The organism is Vibrio sp. R10-SF1-ISO8 (genome assembly GCF_059833805.1).
The window spans coordinates 91,495-115,232 of sequence record NZ_JCBDHL010000006.1; the positions used below are offsets into that span (position 1 = coordinate 91,495).

Sequence of the window (23,738 nt, forward strand, 5' to 3'; positions counted from 1 at the left end):
GTAAATAGCTCGCTTGGGTTAGACTGCGAGCCAATCAATTAGTTGTTTAAGAAGAATGGGCGTCCGTAACCAAGGGAATTACCTGCATCATCAAGCCCTGCTAGACCAGAACCCGCTCCAATTCTTGTACCGAAGCCAATAATACCAAAGTTTAAGGTGAAATTATTCTCATACTGCGGTTGTGGGGGGCTTGATATCAGCCCACCTTGAAGTTTATTGCTGTAGGTAAAGCCTATATACCAACAATCTGAGGTGTAATTTATTCTACCTAGCCACTCTAAAGAGTTGTCAGTTGTTAGATCATAAAAGTATTGCGCGCTGGCGTTCCACTTACTGGTAAATTGGTAGCCTGCTAAAAGGCCTGCTTGGGAGATGCCGTCCTTAGTAATACTATCTAAATCACCAATACTATTACCCAAAGTACTTTCAATATACTTTCTTGTTACGTATCGGTAATTGCCTTGAATATATCCGCTACTAAAGCGATATTCTATAGTACTGTTCCCGAGTTGGAGTTCGCTAGAATCAATATCGTATTGGATACCACCATGATAAAACAGGTAATCTGCAAAGTTAAAGTCCATCTCCACGGCCCATGCTGAGTAGTTAGATGGAGATGAATTGTTGCTATCGCTAATCGAGGACTGGTTCTTAGTATCTTTATCGAGATAAAAAATCTGACCAAATGAGATATTTAGGCGTTCCTTATAGGCGCTGTCGAAAAAACGTGTTGAAGCTCCATAACTAAATTGGTTTGCTGCTGCTATCTCATCTACGCCACTATATTTTCGGCTTCGGAAAAGACCATAGTAGTCTGTTTGAAGTAGAGTAGTATCGTATTTACCGATATTAGACTGATCTTTTTCTGGTACGTAAAGATATTGAATTTGTGGTTCTAAAGTTTGGGTGTAGTCATCAAATACGACGGTGCCGCGTTCTAAGACAATACCAGCATGAGATCGAAACTCTGGTATTAGGCGAGATACGCTTTCCTCTAAACCTTGGTATGGGTTAGTGGAACCGTCGTTTAAAGTGGCTGAGCTAGTATCTACTCCTTCTAACTCTTGCTGATAGTAGGTGCCTAATAAGCGTGCTTCAGTAGTCCAAGTTCCCCAAGTAGTGCCTACAGGGATCTTAATTCCGGGCTCGATGTGAACGCGAGTGGCTGACGGCTTTCCTTTCCCATCAGTATCAAAACGAGAAATATGGCTTATCATATTGAAGTCTAGGTACCTCATTAGCTCTGGAGTATAGTAATTAAACTCAACTTGAGGCAACAAACGATATGGTGTACTACCTACAGATAAAACTTGGAAATCACGAGCTAGTAGTGATACATCCCAGTTATCAGAGCGGTAAGATGCGCGACCTTCTTGGATTAGCTGACCATCTTCTTGTTTACCAATGCTGGAGTCCATGTCAGCAAAATAGCTGATATCACTAACTTTTGAGTAGTCAATTTCAAATTTCCAGTTTTGCTGGAAAATGCCTGAATGTTGCCATTGAAAACCCCAACGGTCGCCAAGCTCTGGCTTTTTCTTATCATCGATCAGGTATTCAGACTTAATCGTGCTATAGCCCAAGTCTGATAAATAGCGGAACTCACTATCTATTTGGTTACCGCGATTTTGCATATGTTTGAAGGTGGTTTTTAAATCGTAATTAGGCGCTAGGTTCCAGTAGACTGGAACCTCCATCTCAAAGCCATCTTTTGAACCGTAGGAGACTTTCGGGTATAGGAAGCCCGTTTTACGTGTATCACCAATCGGCACTGTTAAGAAAGGTAGATAGAAAACTGGGACATTGACGATCTCAAATCTCGGATTGTAGAAAATCGCTTCTTCTTCATTTTGGTCGATATCGATGCTCGATGCACGCATTCGCCATGAGCTATCCCCTTCAGGACAAGAAGTTATAGTGCCATCTTCAATTTCGTATACTGCTTTGCCCGTTTTCGCAACGTATACTGCTTCACCGCGACCCGGTTCACATAGGAACTTATAGTTGGTATTTTCTAGCGTGACTTCTTCGGTGTTGAGGTTATTGGTGGCTTTCTCTGAGATGGTTTTAACTTCACCATCACTAAAGGTTACGTTCCCTTCTGCGACAACAATGTTTTCTTTTTGATGCATGGTGACATTATCAGCCAACATGCGTTTTTTGCCTTGAACGACAACCACATTGCCACGATAGGTCGCTTTGTCGCCGTTAATGGCTTCTAAGCTGTCTGCTTCAACGTTAACAGGCAGTTGATTTGGATTTTCTGCTTCAGGTTCGTTGATCAAACATTGATCTATAGTGGGCAGTTCCTGCACACTATCGTCTGATATAGTTTCTGCTTGAGTCTGAGGCACTACGAAAGCTGCACTGATTGAAGCGGCTAGCAAGGTGCGGGGAAAACGTAACATCGAGTTTTACTATCCTGTTGAACTTGATATATCCGGTGAATAGGGACCGAACGTAAAATAAATCGGCCCTTATAATAAAGTAATTTACAGCTTACGGCACTATCAGACCGCGACACGAAGAAAAAATTCAGAGATTGAGAGCACATAATGCATATTTTTGGCAAAATTCTCGGCACATTCTTTGGTTTCCTATTTGGAGGCCCATTTGGTGCTGTATTCGGTTTATTTATAGGCCACCAATTCGATAAAGCGCGCCGTTTACGTCAAGCTGGCTTTAATTCCAGCTTTGGCAACGGGCCAAGTCAGGCTGAGCGACAGGAAGAGTTTTTTAAAGCTGCATTCGCAGTGATGGGCCATGTCGCAAAAGCGAAAGGGCAAGTGACGCGAGAGGAAATACAGCTTGCGACAACTATGATGGAGCGCATGAATCTGCATGGTCAGCAGCGAAAAGCTGCTCAAGATGCTTTCAGAGAAGGCAAAGAAAGCGACTTCCCGCTTGAGACTGTATTGGACAGAGTGCGAATTTCATCCGCTGGTCGATTCGACCTTATGCAATTCTTCTTAGAACTACAAATTTCTGCAGCCTTCGCCGATGGTGATATTCACCCAAGTGAGCGTAATGTACTGCATAAAATTGCTCGCGGGCTTGGCTTTTCCTCAGAGCAACTTGAGCAACGTTTACGTATGCAGGAAGCGGCGTTCCGATTCCAACAAGGTGGATTTGGTGGTCAATCGGGGGGCGGACACTCTCATCACTCAGGGAGCAGTTGGCAACAAGCTTCTACCGCAGATCAACTCAGCGATGCCTTTAAGTTGCTGGGCGTGGACGGCAGTGCAGATTCGAAAACAGTTAAACGAGCGTATCGTAAGCTGATGAATGAACATCACCCAGACAAACTGATGGCAAAAGGTTTACCACCTGAGATGATGAATGTTGCTAAAGAAAAAGCGCAAGAAATTCAGAACGCTTATGATTTGATTAAGAAAGCGAAAGGCTTCTGAACGCTGCTAGTTTATACTCATAAAATGCCCCCAGAGAGTACGAATTAGTACTCTCTTGTTCCCTTCCTCACAGTAATATCGTCGAATATACAGATGTTTTAATCGGTTAGATGGTTAGTTATTGAAACTGTTTCTATGACGCTTTTTGTGTTGGATCAATTTAGTCTAAGAATTGGCAATATCTTCTTGGTAAGGAGCAGAAAACTGCATCTACACTTACCTTTGAATGGAAGTTAGAGCGGTTAGAAACAATGGAAGTTACATCTAGGGAAGTCGAGGCAAACATCACTTGTCATCACCTGCTTAATCGGCAGTTAGCTCACATCCAGGAGCGAATAAAAGTCCATCTACCAAAATTAGATAAAATCTGTTTTGCGCTTTATGATACTCGAGAGCATCTGCTTAGAAGTTATGCCGATAGTTCTTCTCTGTCGTTGAGCTTGATACATTTTGAAGCTCCACTGAGTTCACTACCGTATCTTAAGCAGTGTATAGAAAGTAGAACAGCGACGATCTTGCCTGACATCGATTGTTTGCGTTCTTCCCCTTATATCAATTCACTTATCGAAGACGGTTATCAATCTTCAGTCGCTATCCCTACGTTTAATGCTCAGCAATTTAGAGGCTTTGTGTTCCTTAACTCTCATTACAAAGACGCATTTAATGAAAGTGGGATTGAAGCTGTTAAGCCTTACCTTAACATGCTTGAAGCGACCATATTTTCAGAGTATCAGCTAGTTGACCGGTTAGTTGAAAAAGCTAACAAGCTGGTGGCACGCTCTCCTGTGTATCAAAGAGAATCAATTAGCCATAAACAGCGTGTTTCAAGCTACGCTAATGTCATTGCTTTAGAGTTGGCGGATAGATATGACTTTGACGATGAGTTTGTAGAGCACTTAACTTTGCTCTCTCAATATCATGACTTGGGTAAAGTGATGATATCACCTGAATTACTTTGTAAGCAGCAAGCGCTTGCAGCGGAAGAAGTCGCTGAGTTACGTCGCCATGTTATCTATGGTGAAGATTTAGTAGCGAAATTTATCACTGAGCTTGAAGCAGAGAATCACCGCAGTGCTCAGTTGTTTCGCGATATTGTTTCTTTTCACTACGAATTTTTAGATGGAAGCGGTTATCCTCATCAATTGTGTGCTGGAGCGATTCCTATCAGTGCGAAGATAGTGTGTGTTGCTAACATATTTGATGCCCTTACTACCCATAAACCCTATAAACAGGCTTGTTCCGTGCCTTACGCTCTTTTAGAGCTGGAGAAAATGGTTTTTGATAGCAAGCTTGATGCGGACTGTGTTAATGCTCTACGTAAGCACCAAATCCAACTTGATACGATCATCCAGCGTTATCCTGAGAGAGACCCATTAGAAGGGCTGTATTAGAGAATGGTACTTACTGGAAAAATGAAAAAAGGCGTAGTAGGAATTAACCTGCTACGCCTTTTCTAATATGGTGGCCCCTCGCAGACTTGAACTGCGGACCAATCGATTATGAGTCTATAATTTAGCGAAATTACGGTGAACGACCATGTTACATGGTGATGTTTAACGTGTTGTTTTTGCTTTTGTTTTTTATAAATTAATATTCATTAGTATTCACTGAAGTACATCACTTTTTATTATTTCTGCTACATATTTGCTACACAGAAAACGTGTCCAAGGAGTAGTTGCATGGTGATGAACCAGAAAATTACTACAAAAACGATTAAGGAGCTTAGTCCTGAAGATAAGCGTCTTAACGATACAGTGGTTAGTGGTTTTCACGCCAGAATTTCAAAAAGTGGTGCTGTTAAATATTATCTCTACTATCGAATACAAGGAAGACAGGTAAATTACTTTCTTGGCCCAGCCTCAGTTTTGACTCCAACACAAGCAAGAGATCTTGCAACAGAAAAGTTAGCCGAGGTTGTCAAAGGGGTTGATATTCAACGTCTAAAATTTGAAGAGAAAGCGATTCTAAACCAAAAGAGAGTTCTAAAGTTAAGTAGCTTTCTCTCTGAAAGGTATCAACCATTCCTGCTCACACGTAACTCAAAGACCGCAGAGAAAATTATTAAAGATATCCGCTCCTCTTTCAGAGATTTCCTCGATAAAGAGCTGACAGCTATTACTGCATGGGACATTGAATTGTGGCGGAATAAGAAAACCAAACAGGGTAGAGCTCCTGCAACAATCAACTATGCAGTTAACTCTTTGAAAGGTGCTTTATCAAGGGCTGTTGAATGGCAGATTATTGAAAGCCACGAGTTAACGAAAGTTAAGTCTCTGAAGTTTGATAATACGAGAATTCGCTACTTATCTGTTGAAGAAGAGATGAGGCTCTTATCTGCTATCCAGCTACGAAATGAAGAGATCGTTAGAAAGCGCGAGTCAGCGAACCAGCATAGAAGCATTCGAAGAAAGAAACTATTTCCACCTTTTAACGCTCAAGAGTTTGTTGATTATGTTGAACCTCTGGTTTTAACCGCGATGAATACAGGACTGCGAAGAGGAGAGCTATTACAACTCGTCTGGAGTGACATTAATTTGGAGCAGCGATACCTTTCTGTAGCGTCTAAAAACTCCAAAAGTAAGAAGACTCGTATTGTCCCTCTTAATGACTCGGTCTATTCAGCATTGATGCAATGGCGTAGCCAAAACCTCAACAAAACTTTTGTTTTTCCAAGCCACGTTGATGCTCCACTGAGCGACATCAAAAAACCATGGCTGCGATTGCTTAACAAAGCTCAGATATCAGATTTTAAGTTTCATGATTTGCGGCACCATTTCGCAAGCAAATTGGTAATGGCAGGAGTGGACTTGAATACAGTTCGGGAACTGTTGGGGCATTCTGATCTCAAGATGACATTGAGGTATGCCCACCTAGCTCCCGAACATAAACATGCTGCTGTAAACCTAATAGGTTGAGAGGCTACGATGAGAAACAGAGCTTACTATCGAATTGATGAGTTATCAGATGTTGCCCAGATAACATTGGGCGACTTGAAGCATGCAGTAGAGAATGAAGGGTTATCTCTTCATGCATGGATAAAAGCGGAAAACTTAGGCTACGTCCATTTCTGGACTAAGAAAGGAGTAGGCCAAAGTGTGGTACTTCGAGGTCACTTCACATACAAGGGGTTAATCAAGCTAAGTGCAGAAAACTCATTTGATCTATTAGTTCGTGAGAAAAAATCACGTGTTAAGTATTTTTTAATTGAAGAACCTTGGCGTTGCTCAAGCTTCAGAAAGCCGTATTTAGCCCTTGAGGAATACTCTAGATCTGATTTTGAATTTGTTCAGGATAATTATTTATTACCTGAAGAGCCCTTTTATGCATGTGGAGAAGTTCAGGTTGGTAAAGATTTGTTCGGCGCTCTTAAACGTGCGACTAAAAAGCCAGCAGGGACATTTAGTGATTTTTTCGAAAACGTAAATACTGATGATAAGCAGTCTGTTCATATAATGCAGATGGTTTTAGAACCGCAAAACCTTCGCTTTAAACTAGATGAGTTAACCGAGCATTTCGGTTTAGACATAGGTTTAGTTAATGGTTTAGAAACCGACCACCTTCGGTTAACTAACCGTTTAACAAGTAGTTTATTAACCGAAGATAAGCAGTTACCAAACCTAAAAGGTTCTGAGGAAAGAATTGTCACGAATCCGATAGAGCAGATCATGGTGCGTATTCTCAAGGATAAAGGTAAGGACTTGTCGTCAGATCAGGTATGGAGATGTTTGAGGGTTGATGTCAAAAATGAGGATGAGCGGATTTACGACACTGACTTTGTTATAGAGTGCATGGATCAAAATGAGATTGTAAGGCGCTCTTTGGATGGAGAAAGTACTGTTACTACAGGTAGGAGACGATTTAGAAATTTACTTGTGGAAGTGAAGAAAAATTTTAAGTTCTACTAGGTCAATCAAAAGCTGGCAGCGTTGATATTGCATGGTGGTCTAATGTACGCAATTCAATCCGGTATAACTTCCAGTTAACCCACTATTGTCCAATAGTTTGCTATTCTGTCACATTACAACAGGCATGATTATTTATTGAATAAATGTACTAGGACTTCACAATGAAGACCATTTTTTATACTGTTGCGTACAAGTATGAATGTAGGAGTTTGAAATGGCGTATATATCTTCTGAGCAGAGGGAAGCAAACAAGCAAAAGTATGATGAAGTTGTTTATCAAATTTTCATAACAGAGGGTTGGGATGCCGTCACATACCAAAATGTAGCAAACAAGTTGAGTGAGGGCGGAAAGAAACTGCCTAGGTCAACGCTACAGCGCTATTACCCATCGCGTATTGATTTCGGTCGCTCGTTGCAGGGAAAGGTTGCCCCCCACTTAATCAAACAACTAGATCTATCCTCGAAGGAGGCTTTTATTCAATCATGGATGAAAGCATTGGATGATAAGTTGTTTATGATGGTCGTTCGTATGTTAATTGAGAATGCCTTTGCATCAGGAGAAAAACAAGGTGCAAAAATTGGTGTAGGGAACTTTATGAGGTTGATGTCAGAGAGAATATCAAAAGAAGAAGTACAAGAAGCATTAGAAATTTGTCTAGGAAAATCAATACTGTATGTATTGGAGAAAAAATAATCAAAAAAAAGCTTGCGTACATGTATGAATTAAGTAAGATGCGCTATGTCGAAGGGGAGCTGCAAAGCAAGCGGTTCCCCAAAATTTTAAACTTTATGCGTACATGTATGCAGCGGTGGGTGTGATGAATAAATCTCTTTTTGCTTTAGCATTTCTTTCTGTATCTTCACTATCGATGAGTGCAGACCTTAAAACAACAGAGACTGTCGGTGAGTTTGGTAGTGAGGGCTGTCCAACTGCCACTTATTACACAGACGTTTGTTACGCTCTCGTAGGTGAAGAGTTAATTGCATACAATGCTAAAGGTTCGCTTGTTTTTCCTATGAGTATTTCTGATAACAATTCAAGCGACAAAGCTAGGTCTAAGCCAAAGCCAACGTTACCTGTACCAGTTCAGCCAGGTCTACCGAATGACCCAGAACTGCCACCGCGTGAAGAAATTATAGTGGGAATCGTAAAGGGGTACGTAAAGTTAAACAATGGAGATGTAGGTGGTGTTCCACTTGAACACGAACTAGATCTAAAACCTCTTTTGTCAAAAAAAGACAAAGAAGCATATGAACAGTTAGCAGATTTGGGTTGGGATGTAACTCGCGTTCAAGAGTTTCATGACATTATGGAAAAGCAGGGTGAGTATGCTGATCCAAATGTTGATCGCAATGCAGCGCTTAAGGAGCTAATGCAGGGCTTACAAAAAGACATTAGTTCTATGTCCAGCGGTGACAAAATCAAAGCGTTTGGCGCTCTGAACAACATTAGTGTTAACAATAAATATGGTGGTTATGATTCAGTCCTAGACCAATTGGTTAATGGTTGGGGGTTAGGTACTAAGGAACAAAAAACAAAGTTCAACACGTTTAATGATATGTCGGGTAAACAAAAGGCTAATGCAATCAAAAATAGTGACTACGCAAAAAAACGTGATAAATCACTCGATGGCAAACGTGTTTCAAAGCAAACTCGCGAACGCATAAAACGTGAGTACCTAAAACGCAACGGTTAATCTCTAGAAATTTAAATCCAGAGTCTCGACGATAGAACTCCAATCAGAAATGGTTGGTGTTCTGTTGAACGTCATTGAACTGAAATTAGTAAATTTAACCACTCAACTAGGGTACTTCCCAACACTTGACTTTATTTGTGTATTGCTAAGTTAGTAATGTACCTAGAGTGCTTACGCCTAGTACCTAGCTAGCCGAAATTTTAAAAATAGAAGATTATTTTCTTAAACAACTCCAATAGAGCCCTGCAAAAGCCTTTTATAGATATCGTTAAACTCTGATGAACCCCGATGATTAATTATGAATTAATTAAGGGATTTACGCGCCTATCCAAATTCTAATGTTCTCTCCTTTTGCTCGTTTGCAAAATGGTCCTCCTTTTTATTCAAACAATACGGTTGAGCTAAGTCGTACAACTCAGTAGCTAATATGGGAAGCTATTGAAATGAGAGAATATTTATTGTCAAAGCCGCAGTTGCTGACGACCTTCATAGCTGCAAGTGCGCTAATGATTTCCAATGAAACTTATTCCTCGGAGCATAAAACAGTCGATGTTACCGGTGATTACTACGTATTTGGATTAACGTCCAATGAGACTCTTTCAGGAAAAGATAGTAGTGCCGCGGCTGGTATTGCTCGGGTAACTATCGATTGGTGGGCTTATCAGGATGAAACTGACTTAGATACAGGGTCATTAAGGTTGAGGGTCGATCATAAACATGATTACACCGACGATGCTCCCTCTAAGTTTGTAATGGGGAATATCGGTGGGTTTGGCTTAATACAGCCCGCCTTTAGTGATATAGGTTTAAGGCTTACCAACCTATATTGGAAGCAGGAGTTTAATGCGCAAGATACAGAAATGATGGTCGGATTTTTAGATAGCACAGACTACATTGATACTTACGCTCTTGGTAATCCGTATTCTGGCTTTTCTAACATACAGTTTAGTACGGGCTCTGGTTCTATTGCTATTCCTGACGAATCGACACTCGGGGTTTCTGTTCGGCACATGATGTCCGAAAACTATTACGCCTACTTAAGTTTCTCTGATGCGAAAGCAGACTCAACTGAACCGTTTGAAGGGTTCGAAAACTTCTTTAGCGACAACCAGTATTTTAAATCACTCGAAATAGGGTGGGTGCCCAGCAAAGATTCATTTTATATGCAGAACTCTCACTTGACGGTTTGGCATAGTGACGGGCCTAAAGCTCAATCCACTGAGAACTATGGGGCCAATTGGTCAACGATTTATAAAGTGGGGAATTGGGTTCCCTTCTTCAGAGCAGGTGTTGCAAAAGGGCCAGAAGCGCTCTATAAATCGTCTGTTGTAGCTGGGACGGGATATCTGGGGTTAGGACCGGGTACTCTTGGCTTTGCAGTCGGTTGGGCTAAGCCCAATGCACAGTTTGATAACACTTATAATTCAGAGCTTTATTATCGATTGAAGTTTGGACCTTTCTCGGTAACACCCAATGTTCAATATCTAAACACACTTCCGTTCAACTCTCAGGCGGATAGTGCTTGGGTATTTGGTATCCGAGGAAACATCAAAATGAGTATCTAAGCGCTAGTTTTTAGCTCCCAAGTAACTCAAAGAAAAAAATGTCACGCTGAGGGTCACGCTCAGCGTCACGTGACGTTTTCAATGTTCTAAGGTGTCTTTCGTAGTCAAACGGAGGACACATTATGACAACTATCAACTTAGATAAGCGTGTATTAAACGAAGAAGAAACTTCGGAATATATTGGCATGAGCCGTTCCTATCTGCGCCAAGCAAGAATGGAAGGTGTTAGGAAGAATCGTAAGATTGCCCCACCATTTATAAAGATAGGACGAGCAGTCCGATATCTGCGTGAAGACCTTGATCAATGGTTAAGCGAGCAGGTTAAGTTGCAGCACCTCCCATGCAATGGAGGTGAGCATGCTTAGTCCTAAACAGCAAGCCATCTTAATTTGGCTTCAAAAGGGAAACTATTTTGAAGTTTGTAGTGAACATTGCAGTCATTGGGGAAAACTTTATTGTTCTTCTCCACCTCCTCATAGAATCTTTGAAAAGACACGATGCAAACTCATCAAAGAAGGTTTTGCTGAATACACCACTCAAAGAAAACACGGCATAAGGTGGGATAGGTTTTCCCTGACAGAAAGGGGAAGAGCATGGAAAAAGTAGCAATTCTGTTAGCTCAAGTTGATTGGGATGATAAGGGGTTTGTTCGAGACATGATCAATCCATTTCCCCAAGAGTTAAGGCTCTTGTTACTCAAAGAGTATCTTTCTATAGCTAACAAGTTCGAGCGTAATTGTCATTTGAGAGAAACGATTCGAGCCATAGAAAGTAAACTAACCCTGCCTTTGAAAGAGCTCTCACTGGATTGGTCAGAAGAAGAGCTACGAAAAGAAGCAAAAAGGTGTGTTGATACATGCCTTTCTCTTCGACGTTTATACTCTGACGGTAGTGACTTGTTATTTCAGGGAATCACGGCCCTTCTTCGCAAAAAGGGAATTCCTGCGAAAAAGTTGGAAAGCTTTTCCCATAGAGGTCAGATAGGAAGGCTATCTGATGAGCAATGGTGGTTAAGACAGATTCGACGAACTCAGAGAAGGCACGTTGAAACGGTTTTCCATCTCATGAACCAAATTAGTCGGATTAAAGGGCTATATTGCTCGCGGCATACACTTCGTGCTCGAATTAGACAAAAGGAGTTTCAAAAAGAATTTTTAGGGGCCTCTTATGTTACTAACCAGTTCGGGCAAACTTTTTCCTTGCTCGAACTATCTGAAAAGAATGTCTCCAATCCTAAGTTACGTAAATCAGAGCTTATGGTAAGAGCGAGAGGCTTTGAAGATTTAGCGAAAGAGCTCGGACACATGGCGACGTTTTTAACTATCACATGCCCGTCCAAATACCATCGGTGTTATTCATCGAGTGGTGATATGAACCCTTCATGGGACGGTATGAATCCACTAGATGGGCAAAACTACCTAAATACGCTTTGGCAGCAAATACGTGCGAAGTTAGATCGGCTTAAAGTTCGATTTTATGGCTTTCGTGTCGCCGAACCACAACATGACGGTACGCCTCACTGGCATTTGTTACTTTTCGTTGAGCAAGAAAACTATCAAAAGCTGGTGGAAGTTATCCGGCATTACTCATTGCGCGAAGACCGTGAAGAATTAGGTGCTAATGAGCATCGATTCAAGGAAGTGAAAATAGATCCAGACAAGGGTTCGGCTACAGGTTATATCGCTAAATATGTCTCGAAGAATATTGATGGTGAAGGGTTAGATTTTGGAGTGTATGGAGAGGATCCAACTGATGCTGCGGCTAGAGTTGACGCTTGGGCTTCGTGTTGGGGAATAAGGCAGTTCCAGCAACTAGGCGGTTGTTCAGTAACAGTTTGGAGAGAGCTACGACGACTCAGAGAACTTATGCAGCTACCAGAGCCAGCTCGTAAGGTAGTTGAGGCTGCTGATAAAGGTGATTGGTGCGAATTCACCAAAGGCATGGGAGGAGTATTTTGCCTTCGAAAACAACAACTATTCCAACCGTATTATGAGTTATCGGTTGATACAGACACTGGGCTCGTTAAAACCTCTCGTTACTGTTCAGAAGAACTCATACGTTCTTTAAAAGGCGTTGTAGTTGGTGGCTTGGAGTTAATGACAAGAATGTTTGAGTGGCGCGAGTGCATACAACGTGAAGCTCTATAGGCACCTAAGTGCGATAAATAATAATTACTTATTAGTTTTATATGCACTCTAGCTCATAAATGGTTTGGTCAAAGGTTTAGTATTTTATCGTTCATGTAATGTAGGAACGGTGAAAAGTTATGACTGTAGCAAAGAGAGCTTCAGAGCGGGTCGCTTTTAGTGCGCAATACCTACCACTTGCTTGGTTTGTTCTTCTCGTTGTCTTCCATTAACTACGATTGGTTAGACCATAAATATAAACACCCCGCATCATTGATGAGGGGTGTTTTACTTGGAGTTCTGTGAATAAGTGTACGTACGCATTGTGAGCTATAGCCAAGGAATAATAGCTTATATGCAACTAGATTTGCTTTCGTAGTATTGTCTACGCAAAGATTAATAAGGAGTCACAATGGCTTGTAATTTTAACGTTAAGTTTGGTTCTGATAGCAAGAGAGCTATCAGAGAGATTCAAGATAAACAAGACATGGCAAATGTTTTGTCAGGTTTACTCGGGATGTCCGTAATGCTCGACATTTTTGCTCGTAATGGTGTGATTGGGTCGTCGTACAAGGTAGTTACTACAGATTTTGAATTACTAGGTAAATCGATGCATTCAAGTAATCCTATATTGGTTCGTCAGGTAGAAAATATCGCCTATCGCATGGCTACTCATTCTTCCATAACAAACCAAGAGAGAATGTTTTGGAGGTGTTTGTACAATGAAATGTAATGCTAAAGCGATATTCGTATCGGCCCTTTTAATGACTTTGTCTCAAGTTGTATTTGCCAATAGTTATGAGGAATATAAGGTCAAAGTTAAAGAGTGTATCGCAGTGGAAGAGCAAAAAGCCCCATTGACCGTCAGTGATATTAGTGATCTTAGCGTTGATGATGTCGAAAAGTATGTATTGTTTCTAAAAGATATTCGAATCCAACGTTGCTCTGCCAATGAAGAATTAGCCGCTTTAGCTGACGAAATCAGTTCAACGGAATTGGTGGAGTCTAAGTTGATGGAACAAAGATACTTATCGGTTTATCTGAAAACACAGATGCATGGCCTCTCATCTGAAGAAAAGCTTAAGCTAACTCAGCTAGATAGTCGTCTTCAGCAAAAGGGGTTAGAAGTAAATATGTTGAAAATCGTTGATGAGTTAAAAAATCAATAGTGCAGCTGCGAAAGCCACAATTATTCCCGATACACCAATGCCCCTAATCACTGATTCGGGGTACTTTTCTAAATAATGGGGAAAGATGCAGAGTAAGTATGAGGCTGTTGGGACTCCGATATAGAAGCTCCCTATTCTGGAACTATAGGGTAAGTCTAAAAAGCAGTTAATTGTAATTGAATATGCGATATAGAGTAGTGTGACTAACCATTCGTTTCTACCAAACTGCCGATAGCAGAGAAATATTACTATTAAAGGGGAGAAAATAAGTTCCAAACTGTACCTCAGGGCTTAATTAACTCAAAATAATCATACATCAATGAGAGATAGCTCCCTTATTCACAAGAACGTTACTACGTAATAATCAACAAGTACTAGTGGTATTTGTTGAGTTCATTTCAAGCGGCCTAAATCTCTACACAGAAGATACTAATGTTTTCAAGTTTTCATGTACTTGAGTATTTGCAGTGTTAAAGTCTACTTTCCAAATTTGAGATAGTTTTTCAACCACTAAGTTCGAATCCCACGGCATTAGTACGTTATTGTTTAACTTGGCAAATGGGCCATCTGTCTCTGGTAAAACTCTATTTTTAGGTAGCATTGAGATCAGTTCGACGGATTTCTTGGAGTTAAGCATAGCTGGTCCAATGCTGAACCAGCAGCCTATGTTTATAGCCGCGCGTAATTGACTCTTTGTACCGGAAAACCAGTGCAAAACAGGCTTTCCAGCATCAGGCTGCCTTTGTAAAAGGCCTACAACTTCAGAGGCAGCTCCACGGCTGTGTATAGACATTATTTTTCCACCAGAGCTTTTACAAGTTTGTAAAATTGTATCAAAGACTACTGATTGTTTTTTATAGTGCTGACGAAACTCTTTTGAACCATCTAACCCAATCTCTCCTACATACCTAGTATCAGATATGTATTTTTCAAATATTGGTAGCTCACTAATTCGTTCATGCGCTAACTGGGGATGTAGCCCTAAAGCAGTTCTTATTCTACTGTTATTTCCTTCTAACAACTTGGTTCCCACATATGCGCTAGGCGTAGTGGTTACTGACAGAAGATAGATTTGTCTTTTTCTAACTTCATCTGCAACTTGATTAAAACTAGTGTACAGATCTAAGTGGTTATGAAAATCAATCACTTTGCATTGAGCTTAATAAGTAGTGCTTCAATTTCTTCTAACCCTCTTTCTATCATATGAGCTAGATCTTCTTTACTCTGAATTCGAGGAGAGCTTAGAGCAGAGCTTAGCCATCGTTTAGTTCCTTTCTCTCTTCGTTCATAGATAGCTATCAATGCTGATCTCACATCATCGTAACCAGAATGCTCATCGTTTTTGATTCCTAGATTATGGTATTTATATATAGTTAAATCTTTTTGATTCCATGCGTTAAATGCAGCTCTTCGAACCATACATGGAACACAGCGCCCACAATGTTGATGTCCATGGATTAAGTACCTACCACAACTGGTTGTATCAGGAGCTAGTTGTTTGAGCTTGCTTTGGTCTGCGCACTCTCGTAGCATCTCGCCTTTTGTCTTGTGTTTGTATGGGTTTTCAACTAATACTCGAATTCCTGCATCATTTAAAATTTCTTGAAAAAGAGAAAGGACAACTGGATGGGTTGTTCTAGTGCTAAGGCTACCCAATCTAATTTGTGTCAGGGGAGGGTTTATCGAAATGAAGCCATTTTCACATACATACAACTTTACCTCCTCACCTTCATGATATTTTCTTAAAGAGGTTGCTATAAGCACTCCATAAGCTAGAAAAATGATCGAGCGCGCTCTTTGAGATGAAGGTGTCTCTGGTTTTGGTACCGTTGCGTTGTGGTTGGCCTTGAATTGACGTAGGCCATCGCCTATTGATGCTGCGAACGTTTTTTGTTGATACCCGTCTCCACGGACAGTCTGAGTAACAACAAAAGGTAAATGCCCATTTGTAACTAAGTCAATATTACCTATTAAACTATCCAATCCGCCAGAAAGTAAAGCTACACAATCTTCATCAGGTAATTGCTTATCTTCTGCTGATATGGGATTAAAGCCGCCATCAATGAAATTTAATCTCCATATATCTGTCGTTAGAAAAGAGAGTAAAGATTGAAGCTTTTCTGCATGTAAGTTCCAAAAAGTACTATCGTTAACTGCAATGTCGACTTCAAAGCTCCTCGTCCAACCGTCAGGGCTTTTCTTTCGATGTCCTGCTAAGTCTGCGCAGATGACCGAAAGTGCTATTGAAAGTAAGTCCCAAGCTTTAGTACATGGAGCCAGCTTCTGTTTCTTTATTGCTTCATAAACAGCAGCTCCTGCGAAGCCATGTTTATCTGCATCTGCTTTCCCGAATAGTAAAACGTTGAGAGTATCGTACTCAGAACTAAAGCCTGACTTGGTAGGAGTACAATTTAGCTTCATGATCCGTATGCCTCAAATATTTCGAAAGTATCTCTAATAGTATTTTTAGCGATATTGTTTATTGTTTTTGATGATATAGCTTGCCCGCTTTCTTTAATTTTTCTGAAGGATGCGAATATGGTTTGTTTCACGTAGTCCTTAACTTCTTTGAGTCTTTTCATACCAGTAGAAGCATTTGGAGCACTCTCTCGAATGTCCTTTCCTAAATCCAAATCGATACGTCGGAACACATCTCCCGCCATAAAGTGCATTATAGCTAGCTCTCTTTGCTCTCCAGATAACTGCATTAAATCAGCTTGAGGGTTTTCGTCTAATACCTCGGACAAAGCATCTTTTATGGAAGCTCTACTCGATTCTGCATCTAAAGTGCCATCTATAGGGCTAACGGCTTCTACAATAGCGTCCATAATTTCATCTGCAGAGCGCCCAGAAATTAAAACAGGATCAAGTGGTCCACCTGTTTCTGTAAGTGGATTTTGATTTCCCGGAAGCAATGCTGAATAAAGAGCTCCTGCTTTAAGAACAGTGCCCCCCATTCTTTTCGTAGCACCTTTACTACCGCCATATCCTCTCTTTACATAGTGCTTTAAACCGCCATCTCGATTTGAACTACCACCCTCGGAAGCGTATTTATTTAAGCTACTTCTTGCAGGTTTAAAGCGACCTTGTGGCGCTAATGATGGGGGGACGCTAGGTTCGGTTGCAGGTGATTTGTCATTATCTAACTGCAAGTCATCGGTTTCTGGATTAACGTCAGGTACCCAAGGCGGAACCATAGGAACTCCAGAAGGAGAGCCATTGCTTGATTGTGAAGTTCCCACTTTTAATTCTCCAAATGTTTTCGTACGGCTTTTCTAACTGGACCACTAACTTCTTCATCATCACTCCAATAGTCGAAGACACTCTTGGACCAGTATTCATCGGAGATTTTAGGTATGATGCTAGGCTGTATTTGTGAGCCTGGGCGGTCTTTGAGGAAGCTAGCAATCCTTTCCCCTTGTGAAGCATCGACTTGCGAAAGAACTATACAAGCGTCTAAAATTTTTGGGGCTCCCCACTCTTGCTCTTGTCGAGCTTTATCTAGAGTTCTATCCATCATCACTGAAATCTCGCTTCTTGGTAAAGCTGATAGCTTTTCCTTGTAACTAGAGGCCATTTCAGGCAGCTCAAGTAGCGCTTGGAGCATATCTATTGCCTCTGGTGACAACTGATCCTCAGGTAGTATCAGAGGGGCGTGCTCCCGGCTTACATATAACGCTCCCCTGAGGTCAATTCCACCAACTAATGGAGGGAGTTTAAGCCACTGAACTATAAAGTCTTGATCCCATGGTTGGTCGAGAGCTGTATGTATGCCTGAAGAAACTTGCTCCTCTAGATTTGCAATCAAGTTAGACTTTCCATCCTCGCTTTCAGTAACTGTTCTAACTAATTCTGCGTAAGCTTTCGGATTTCCACATCTTTCAAAAAGTAGAATTTTTGCCAAAACTGATTCGTCTACACCAACTCCTTGCGTTCTTGACATGGCCATTCTTATAGAAAGAGCATTTAGGAATCTTTTGATTAACCTAGGGTTCCCAGATATACCAGAGGCCGTTGTCATAAGAGGGGCTAGCCTATCTGCTGTATTCAATTGATTGATTAGACTTTCGGGTAGCTCTGAATCTTCTTGACGAACAAATTTAAGATCCACTCGACAACCTTGCCAGCTTTTGCTGAGCTGTTTAGCTACAGCTAATCTGATAGATTCTTTTCTTTCGTCGGATATGTCACTATTTTGTATAAATAGGAGCATCATGTATGAACGAACTTCTTGAGTACCCAGTGGTGGGACTCGGATAGGTACTTGAATCAGCTTGTCAAAGTAACTAGTAACCAGATCATCTTCTACATTGTGAAAATGCTTTTTCACGGCGTGCTTAATCATTTGATCATCGGCGGCGATGACGAAGGCCGTATTTTTTAGAAACAGAAGCAACCTAATGGCTTCGAGGGTTGAAATAGTAGTTTCGGGCAAACATCTATCAAGATCATCAATTAAAACAACTAGAGTTACGTTCATCTCTCCGAGTATGCTTTCAAAACTTTTCCTAAGCTCTTCAATTTCTTTAGGTGGGGTTTTGTTTGTCGGAGCCAAAAGGCCTTGAGTTTGTTTAGAAGCTCGCTTGCTAATCTGTTGGGCGTTGTCGAAGTCCTCTTGAGTGATTTCACCATCTCCCAAACGTTTTGCAGCGCCGTATATTTCCGATAAAAGCCCTGTTGGAGGTAGCCCAAAAGCCAAAGATGCCGTAGTGGAAGCAGTTAGCTTTAGTGCTCTAAACCAATTAACTCTGTCCATAAGAGAAGAGACTTTATCTAGGCAAGTCTCTCGCTTTTTAGCTTCCTCCGCTAAGGTTGAGGCCACAACTTCAATTAATGCAGCTCTAGCGTCATCGTAACCTTGATAGAGCCACGCATTGAATTTTACGAATAAATATTTGTTGTTATCTTCTGAATCTCTGTTTTGCAGGTCGTTCTCAATTAGTTTGATCATAGAAGACTTACCTACACCCCAAGCTCCTGATACTCCAATTGAGATAGGGCGAGAGTTAGCCTGGACTATTATCTCTGAAACGGTTTTAGCTACGCTTCCAAAGTTTAAGTAGTCCTTTTCTGCTTCATTATCTGTCCACATACAACCCTCCGTATAAGCAATTGATTTTATACAAGTCGGTTTTCTAAGAAGGTGATTGAAGTCCTATTAATAGATATTGTCCATAAGGTATTTATGGATATTTTCTTACGTTATGAGAAACAAGGTGTTGAAGAGAACATTTTGAGGGGAAAAGTATATGAGGGCTTTTCTTGATGAGATTTAGTAAAAATCTGCTACATATTTGCTACACAGAGGCTGAAAAAGCAAAAGGCCTGAGAAGCGGATTCGCTCTCAGGCCTTTCTGTATATGGTGGCCCCTCGCAGACTTGAACTGCGGACCAATCGATTATGAGTCGACTGCTCTAACCACTGAGCTAAGGGGCCGTGTAGGGCAATGATTATAGGGGATGCAGATCTAGCTGTCTAGACGCGATCTAGGGTAAATGCGCTTAGATTTTATCCACTTAAATCGATAGGCAATAAAAAAGGTGAGCCAGTGCTCACCTTTTCATCAATCTTAGCAAAGCTGAAGAGTTTACTCGTCTAGGAAGCTGCGCAGAGTTTCTGAACGGCTAGGGTGACGAAGTTTACGTAGTGCTTTGGCTTCGATCTGACGGATACGTTCACGTGTTACGTCAAATTGCTTACCCACCTCTTCTAGAGTGTGGTCAGTGTTCATATCGATACCGAAACGCATGCGTAGTACTTTCGCTTCACGTGGTGTAAGACCCGCAAGAACGTCTTTGGTTGCTACTTTTAGACTGCCTGCAGTTGCAGAGTCTAGTGGTAGCTCAAGCGTCGTATCTTCAATGAAATCACCTAGATGCGAATCTTCGTCATCACCGATTGGTGTTTCCATTGAGATCGGCTCTTTGGCGATCTTGAGCACTTTACGGATTTTGTCTTCCGGCATTTGCATGCGTTCAGCCAACTCTTCCGGTAGCGGCTCACGACCCATCTCTTGCAACATTTGACGAGAGATACGGTTAAGCTTGTTGATCGTTTCGATCATGTGTACTGGGATACGAATCGTACGAGCTTGGTCTGCGATTGAGCGAGTGATTGCCTGACGGATCCACCATGTCGCGTAAGTCGAGAACTTGTAACCACGACGGTATTCGAACTTATCTACCGCTTTCATCAGACCGATGTTACCTTCTTGGATCAGATCCAAGAACTGTAGACCACGGTTGGTGTATTTCTTCGCGATAGAGATTACTAGACGTAAGTTCGCCTCAACCATCTCTTTCTTCGCACGGCGAGCCTTTGCTTCACCGATAGACATACGACGGCTGATGTCTTTGATGTTCTGAACCGTTAGTGATGTCTCTTCTTCGATCACTTTCAGTTTCGCGATAGAGCGACGGATATCGTCTTCGCTACGACGAATCTTTTCAGCGTATGGCTTATCAGAAGATAGGATTTCGTCTAGCCATGCTTCGCTTGACTCATTGCCAGTGAATAGAGTGATGAACGATTTCTTCGGCATCTTGCCGTACTCAACAGACGCTTTCATTATTAAGCGTTCTTGAGTACGTACACGTTCCATAGAAGTGCGTAGCTCTTCAACTAGGTAGTCGAACTGTTTAGGCGTTAGACGGAACTCTTTGAAGACGTCGATAACCATCTCATGAGCCAGTGTCGCTTTCGGGCTTTCATTGCCGTACTCGTTACAAGCAAGCTGGTAGTTCTGGAATGTGTTACGTAAAGCCGTGAACTTCTCTAGAGCAAGCTCAGGATCGATGCCTGTATCTTCCTCTTCTTCTTCATCGTCTTCAGACTCTTCCGCGTCTTCTTCTTCAGCATCTTCATCTTCAAGATCTGATTCAGCAAGCTCAGAACCGATGTGAGTTGCTGTTGGAGCAGCCGTCTCATCAGCATCTGGGTCTACGAAACCTGTAATAAGGTCGGTAAGACGTAGCTCTTCAGCCTGAACTTTATCAAATTGCTCAAGGATGTATGGGATAGTGCCTGGATACTCAGCTACTGAGTTTTGAACTTGGTTAATACCGTCTTCAATACGTTTTGCAATATCGATCTCGCCTTCACGAGTCAATAGCTCAACGGTACCCATTTCACGCATGTACATACGTACTGGGTCAGTAGTGCGGCCGATTTCGTTCTCTACGCTTGAAAGCGCAGCAGCAGCAGCTTCAGCTGCATCTTCATCGGTAATTGTATCGTCATCGTTCAGCGCTAGATCATCAGCATCTGGAGCAGTTTCTACTACTCGAATGCCCATGTCATTAATCATCTGAATGATATCTTCGACCTGCTCTGAATCTACGATTTCTGCTGGCAGGTGGTCGTTTACTTCTGCGTAGGTCAGATAGCCTTGTTCCTTGCCTTTAATGACAAGTTGTTTTAGCTGTGACTGCGGATTTTGATCCATAGACGGTATCCAACTTAGTATCTGGTGAAGGAATTAGTATGCGAGTTGCAAACCACACATCTTAACAAATTTATTTATTGCTGACTATTCGAACAGGGTTACGCTTTTAAATCTAGCATCAAAGCTAGCAGCTCCCTTCTTTCTTCGGTTGATAAACCGACACTTCTTTCTCTGGCCTGCAGGTTTTCAATTTGCTTTTCGACGCATTGGGCAAGAATCTTGTCCAATGAATCTAAAAATATATCTTGTTCATTATCTTCGTCGAGGGGGATTTCCCACCCAGCGAGACGAGATAAAAGTGCCTCATGGCTACTATTTCGCCAGCGTTCTAATAACTGACCCGTAGTGATATTGGGATGCTGATGACAATAATCAAGCACCTCAACAAATAAACTTAGTCCCGGTACTGTTAACTCTCTCACAGTAGAGAGGTCTGGTACCATTTCAGCATAGCTCGGATTTTGAATAAGCAAAGCGATCACTTCGCGCATAGGCGTACGTTTGATCTCTTTATGCGGTTGAGGTCGAGTTTCGCTGGTTTTCTTACGTGTCTGGCGTAGACGATTGTCAAAGCCAGTACGCTCATCCAATAGTTTTTCGAGCAGTTCTTGGAAGTAAGGATCAGGAATTTTATCAATCAATGCACTGGCGTGAGCTCGAAGTGCGGATTTACCTTCATTGCTTCCAAGATTCAGATTGTGAATTTCAATCAAGTTGTCGAACAAGTAGCTCGAAAGCGGCGTCGCTTGTTCTATTTGTTGTTCAAACGCTTCTTTGCCGTACTTACGAACATAGCTGTCAGGATCTTCGCCATCAGGTAAGAACAAGAATTTAAGCGTATTGCCGGTTTTTAGGTATTGCAGTGCGTTCTCTAACGCTCGCCATGCGGCTTCTTTACCTGCTCGGTCACCATCGTAGCAACAAACCACAGTATTGGTTTGACGGAACAACAGCTGAATATGATCACCTGTGGTTGAAGTACCCAATGAGGCAACTGAATAGTCGACGCCATATTGCGCCAACGCAACCACGTCCATGTAGCCTTCCACAACAAGGACTTGCGTAGGCTCGCGGTAGGCTTGCATAACTTCATACAAGCCATACAGTTCTTTACCTTTGTGGAAAATAGGCGTTTCAGGAGAGTTAAGGTATTTTGGTGTACCGTCACCAATCACTCGACCACCAAAGCCAATCACTCTACCGCGACGATCACGGATAGGGAACATCACACGACCACGGAAACGGTCGTAGCGGTTACCTTTGTCATTCTCAATCAGCATACCGCCAGAGACTAACATCTCTTGCGTTTGCGGTGTTTGACCAAAGTTCTTGCGTACAAGGTCCCATTCATCGGCTACATAGCCAATTCCAAACTTCTGTACGATTTGACCAGACAAGCCACGCTCTTTGAGATAATCAATCGCGACTTTGCTTTTAGGCTGCTTAAGTTGGTCACGGTAGAACTGACCAATGCTGCCCATTAAGTCATACAGATTACGTTTCTGCTCAGAGTTTGCTTTGGGTTGGTTGGATTGAAAACTGCCACCTTGGCGCTGCTCTCGCGGAACTTCTAAGCCCAGGTGAGAAGCCAGTTCTTCAATCGCTTCAACAAAATCGAGTCGTTCATACTCCATCATAAAGTCGATGGCGTTACCGTGTACGCCACAGCCAAAACAGTGATAGAACTGCTTTTCTTGAGAAACGCTAAATGATGGAGTCTTTTCGTTATGGAATGGGCAACAAGCGCCGTAGTTTTTGCCTTTTTTCTTAAGTTTTACGCGAGCGTCAATAATGTCGACGATATCAAGTCGAGCAAGGAGATCATCAATGAAACTTCGAGGGATGTGTCCTGCCATAAAACCTTAGAAAAATGCACTAACAATAAGAAAGGGTAGATACAAACAAGCCGCGCATTCCGAAGGATAGCACGGCTTGTTGCAATTGGGTTGGGTTATTAAGCCAGTTTAGCGCGAACTAAACCGCTAACTTTACCCATATCTGCGCGCCCTTGAATTTGAGGCTTAAGAACGCCAATCACTTTACCCATGTCTTGCATGCCCGCAGCACCAGATTCAGCAATTGCACTATCAATTAGCGCAGCGACTTCTTCGTCAGTAAGCGGTTGAGGCATAAAGTCCTCAAGTACAGTGATTTCAGCCTTCTCAGCATCTGCAAGATCTTGACGACCTGCTGATTCAAATTGAGCCACAGAGTCGCGACGTTGTTTAACCATTTTGGTCAACACAGCAAGAATGTCATCTTCGCCCAGAGTGATCCGTTCGTCGACTTCACGTTGCTTAATTGCTGACAGAGCTAAACGAATAGTGCCAAGGCGCATTTTGTCCTTGGCTTTCATCGCTAATTTTTGCTCTTCTTTGAGTTTGTCAATCAGAGCCATAACTATAATCCTTTAGGACTTAG

At 41.9% G+C, this 23,738-nt stretch carries 19 protein-coding genes and 1 tRNA gene; 11 read left to right on the forward strand and 9 right to left on the reverse strand.

What is annotated here, in order from left to right; all coding sequences use genetic code 11:
• Positions 1-38: 38 nt before the first annotated feature.
• Positions 39-2,408: an LPS assembly protein LptD gene (gene lptD / locus AC6R00_RS02355; RefSeq protein WP_500639215.1), complete on the reverse strand. Its 2,370-nt coding sequence runs from the start codon at positions 2,406-2,408 to the stop codon at positions 39-41.
• A 147-nt stretch (positions 2,409-2,555) separates the two neighbouring features.
• On the opposite strand from lptD, the gene djlA reads away from it, so the two are divergent.
• The 11 genes from djlA to AC6R00_RS02410 all read left to right on the forward strand — a co-directional run bounded on the left by djlA (position 2,556) and on the right by AC6R00_RS02410 (position 13,872).
• Positions 2,556-3,410 (forward strand): co-chaperone DjlA, encoded by an 855-nt coding sequence (djlA, locus tag AC6R00_RS02360; RefSeq protein WP_500639216.1) that lies wholly within the window; start codon positions 2,556-2,558, stop codon positions 3,408-3,410.
• Between the two features lie 251 nt (positions 3,411-3,661).
• Positions 3,662-4,801: an HD-GYP domain-containing protein gene (locus tag AC6R00_RS02365; protein ID WP_500639217.1), complete on the forward strand. Its 1,140-nt coding sequence runs from the start codon at positions 3,662-3,664 to the stop codon at positions 4,799-4,801.
• 288 nt (positions 4,802-5,089) lie between these two features.
• The gene (locus AC6R00_RS02370; protein ID WP_500639218.1) at positions 5,090-6,325 is read left to right on the forward strand and encodes a site-specific integrase; all 1,236 of its coding nucleotides are present in this window, start codon (positions 5,090-5,092) and stop codon (positions 6,323-6,325) included.
• 9 nt (positions 6,326-6,334) lie between these two features.
• Positions 6,335-7,315, forward strand: coding sequence for a hypothetical protein (locus tag AC6R00_RS02375; protein WP_367938034.1), 981 nt, complete (start codon positions 6,335-6,337; stop codon positions 7,313-7,315).
• A gap of 214 nt (positions 7,316-7,529) precedes the next feature.
• Complete coding sequence (locus AC6R00_RS02380) at positions 7,530-8,009, forward strand: TetR/AcrR family transcriptional regulator (protein ID WP_367938033.1); 480 nt, start codon at positions 7,530-7,532, stop codon at positions 8,007-8,009.
• Between the two features lie 124 nt (positions 8,010-8,133).
• The gene (locus AC6R00_RS02385) at positions 8,134-9,012 is read left to right on the forward strand and encodes a hypothetical protein (protein WP_367938032.1); all 879 of its coding nucleotides are present in this window, start codon (positions 8,134-8,136) and stop codon (positions 9,010-9,012) included.
• Positions 9,013-9,518: 506 nt separating this feature from the next.
• The gene (locus AC6R00_RS02390) at positions 9,519-10,577 is read left to right on the forward strand and encodes a carbohydrate porin (protein ID WP_367938084.1); all 1,059 of its coding nucleotides are present in this window, start codon (positions 9,519-9,521) and stop codon (positions 10,575-10,577) included.
• A gap of 122 nt (positions 10,578-10,699) precedes the next feature.
• Positions 10,700-10,942, forward strand: a complete 243-nt coding sequence (locus AC6R00_RS02395) for a helix-turn-helix transcriptional regulator (RefSeq protein ID WP_038509602.1) — start codon at positions 10,700-10,702, stop codon at positions 10,940-10,942.
• A 228-nt stretch (positions 10,943-11,170) separates the two neighbouring features.
• Positions 11,171-12,724 (forward strand): replication endonuclease, encoded by a 1,554-nt coding sequence (locus tag AC6R00_RS02400; protein ID WP_367938031.1) that lies wholly within the window; start codon positions 11,171-11,173, stop codon positions 12,722-12,724.
• A 391-nt stretch (positions 12,725-13,115) separates the two neighbouring features.
• Positions 13,116-13,436 carry a hypothetical protein gene (locus tag AC6R00_RS02405; protein ID WP_171382757.1) on the forward strand — a complete coding sequence of 107 codons (321 nt, stop codon included), beginning with the start codon at positions 13,116-13,118 and terminating at the stop codon, positions 13,434-13,436.
• Positions 13,426-13,872, forward strand: coding sequence for a hypothetical protein (locus tag AC6R00_RS02410; RefSeq protein WP_099607692.1), 447 nt, complete (start codon positions 13,426-13,428; stop codon positions 13,870-13,872). Before AC6R00_RS02405 ends, AC6R00_RS02410 begins: the two co-directional genes overlap by 11 nt.
• Before the next feature lie 415 nt (positions 13,873-14,287).
• On the opposite strand, the gene qatD is transcribed toward AC6R00_RS02410, so the two are convergent.
• From qatD to AC6R00_RS02450, 8 genes are all read right to left on the reverse strand, one after another.
• Entirely contained in the window at positions 14,288-15,019 is a 732-nt protein-coding gene (qatD, locus tag AC6R00_RS02415) for a Qat anti-phage system TatD family nuclease QatD (protein WP_099607691.1), read from the reverse strand.
• Positions 15,016-16,293: a Qat anti-phage system QueC-like protein QatC gene (gene qatC / locus AC6R00_RS02420; protein ID WP_099607690.1), complete on the reverse strand. Its 1,278-nt coding sequence runs from the start codon at positions 16,291-16,293 to the stop codon at positions 15,016-15,018. Before qatC ends, qatD begins: the two co-directional genes overlap by 4 nt.
• Positions 16,290-17,114, reverse strand: coding sequence for a Qat anti-phage system associated protein QatB (gene qatB, locus AC6R00_RS02425; RefSeq protein ID WP_218963523.1), 825 nt, complete (start codon positions 17,112-17,114; stop codon positions 16,290-16,292). Before qatB ends, qatC begins: the two co-directional genes overlap by 4 nt.
• A 2-nt stretch (positions 17,115-17,116) precedes the next feature.
• Positions 17,117-18,964 (reverse strand): KAP family NTPase, encoded by a 1,848-nt coding sequence (locus AC6R00_RS02430; protein WP_099607689.1) that lies wholly within the window; start codon positions 18,962-18,964, stop codon positions 17,117-17,119.
• A 269-nt stretch (positions 18,965-19,233) separates the two neighbouring features.
• Positions 19,234-19,309 (reverse strand) — tRNA-Ile (locus AC6R00_RS02435).
• Positions 19,310-19,460: 151 nt separating this feature from the next.
• Entirely contained in the window at positions 19,461-21,317 is a 1,857-nt protein-coding gene (gene rpoD, locus AC6R00_RS02440) for an RNA polymerase sigma factor RpoD (protein ID WP_171324730.1), read from the reverse strand.
• Positions 21,318-21,415: 98 nt separating this feature from the next.
• Positions 21,416-23,173, reverse strand: coding sequence for a DNA primase (gene dnaG, locus AC6R00_RS02445; protein WP_500639219.1), 1,758 nt, complete (start codon positions 23,171-23,173; stop codon positions 21,416-21,418).
• Positions 23,174-23,271: 98 nt separating this feature from the next.
• On the reverse strand, positions 23,272-23,715 hold the full coding sequence (locus AC6R00_RS02450; RefSeq protein ID WP_500639220.1) for a GatB/YqeY domain-containing protein: 444 nt from the start codon (positions 23,713-23,715) through the stop codon (positions 23,272-23,274).
• Positions 23,716-23,738: the final 23 nt, after the last annotated feature.

Excerpts from the sequence above, each read along its gene's own strand:
- AC6R00_RS02390 (WP_367938084.1), top strand. The coding sequence starts at position 9,519 with ATGATTTCCAATGAAACTTATTCCTCGGAGCATAAAACAGTCGATGTT.
- AC6R00_RS02430 (WP_099607689.1), bottom strand. The coding sequence starts at position 18,964 with ATGTGGACAGATAATGAAGCAGAAAAGGACTACTTAAACTTTGGAAGC.
- lptD (WP_500639215.1), bottom strand. The coding sequence starts at position 2,408 with ATGTTACGTTTTCCCCGCACCTTGCTAGCCGCTTCAATCAGTGCAGCT.
- AC6R00_RS02365 (WP_500639217.1), top strand. The coding sequence starts at position 3,662 with ATGGAAGTTACATCTAGGGAAGTCGAGGCAAACATCACTTGTCATCAC.
- rpoD (WP_171324730.1), bottom strand. The coding sequence starts at position 21,317 with ATGGATCAAAATCCGCAGTCACAGCTAAAACAACTTGTCATTAAAGGC.
- AC6R00_RS02385 (WP_367938032.1), top strand. The coding sequence starts at position 8,134 with ATGAATAAATCTCTTTTTGCTTTAGCATTTCTTTCTGTATCTTCACTA.
- AC6R00_RS02405 (WP_171382757.1), top strand. The coding sequence starts at position 13,116 with ATGGCTTGTAATTTTAACGTTAAGTTTGGTTCTGATAGCAAGAGAGCT.
- AC6R00_RS02410 (WP_099607692.1), top strand. The coding sequence starts at position 13,426 with ATGAAATGTAATGCTAAAGCGATATTCGTATCGGCCCTTTTAATGACT.
- AC6R00_RS02370 (WP_500639218.1), top strand. The coding sequence starts at position 5,090 with ATGGTGATGAACCAGAAAATTACTACAAAAACGATTAAGGAGCTTAGT.
- AC6R00_RS02380 (WP_367938033.1), top strand. The coding sequence starts at position 7,530 with ATGGCGTATATATCTTCTGAGCAGAGGGAAGCAAACAAGCAAAAGTAT.
- qatC (WP_099607690.1), bottom strand. The coding sequence starts at position 16,293 with ATGAAGCTAAATTGTACTCCTACCAAGTCAGGCTTTAGTTCTGAGTAC.
- AC6R00_RS02375 (WP_367938034.1), top strand. The coding sequence starts at position 6,335 with ATGAGAAACAGAGCTTACTATCGAATTGATGAGTTATCAGATGTTGCC.
- AC6R00_RS02400 (WP_367938031.1), top strand. The coding sequence starts at position 11,171 with ATGGAAAAAGTAGCAATTCTGTTAGCTCAAGTTGATTGGGATGATAAG.
- dnaG (WP_500639219.1), bottom strand. The coding sequence starts at position 23,173 with ATGGCAGGACACATCCCTCGAAGTTTCATTGATGATCTCCTTGCTCGA.
- AC6R00_RS02395 (WP_038509602.1), top strand. The coding sequence starts at position 10,700 with ATGACAACTATCAACTTAGATAAGCGTGTATTAAACGAAGAAGAAACT.
- djlA (WP_500639216.1), top strand. The coding sequence starts at position 2,556 with ATGCATATTTTTGGCAAAATTCTCGGCACATTCTTTGGTTTCCTATTT.
- AC6R00_RS02450 (WP_500639220.1), bottom strand. The coding sequence starts at position 23,715 with ATGGCTCTGATTGACAAACTCAAAGAAGAGCAAAAATTAGCGATGAAA.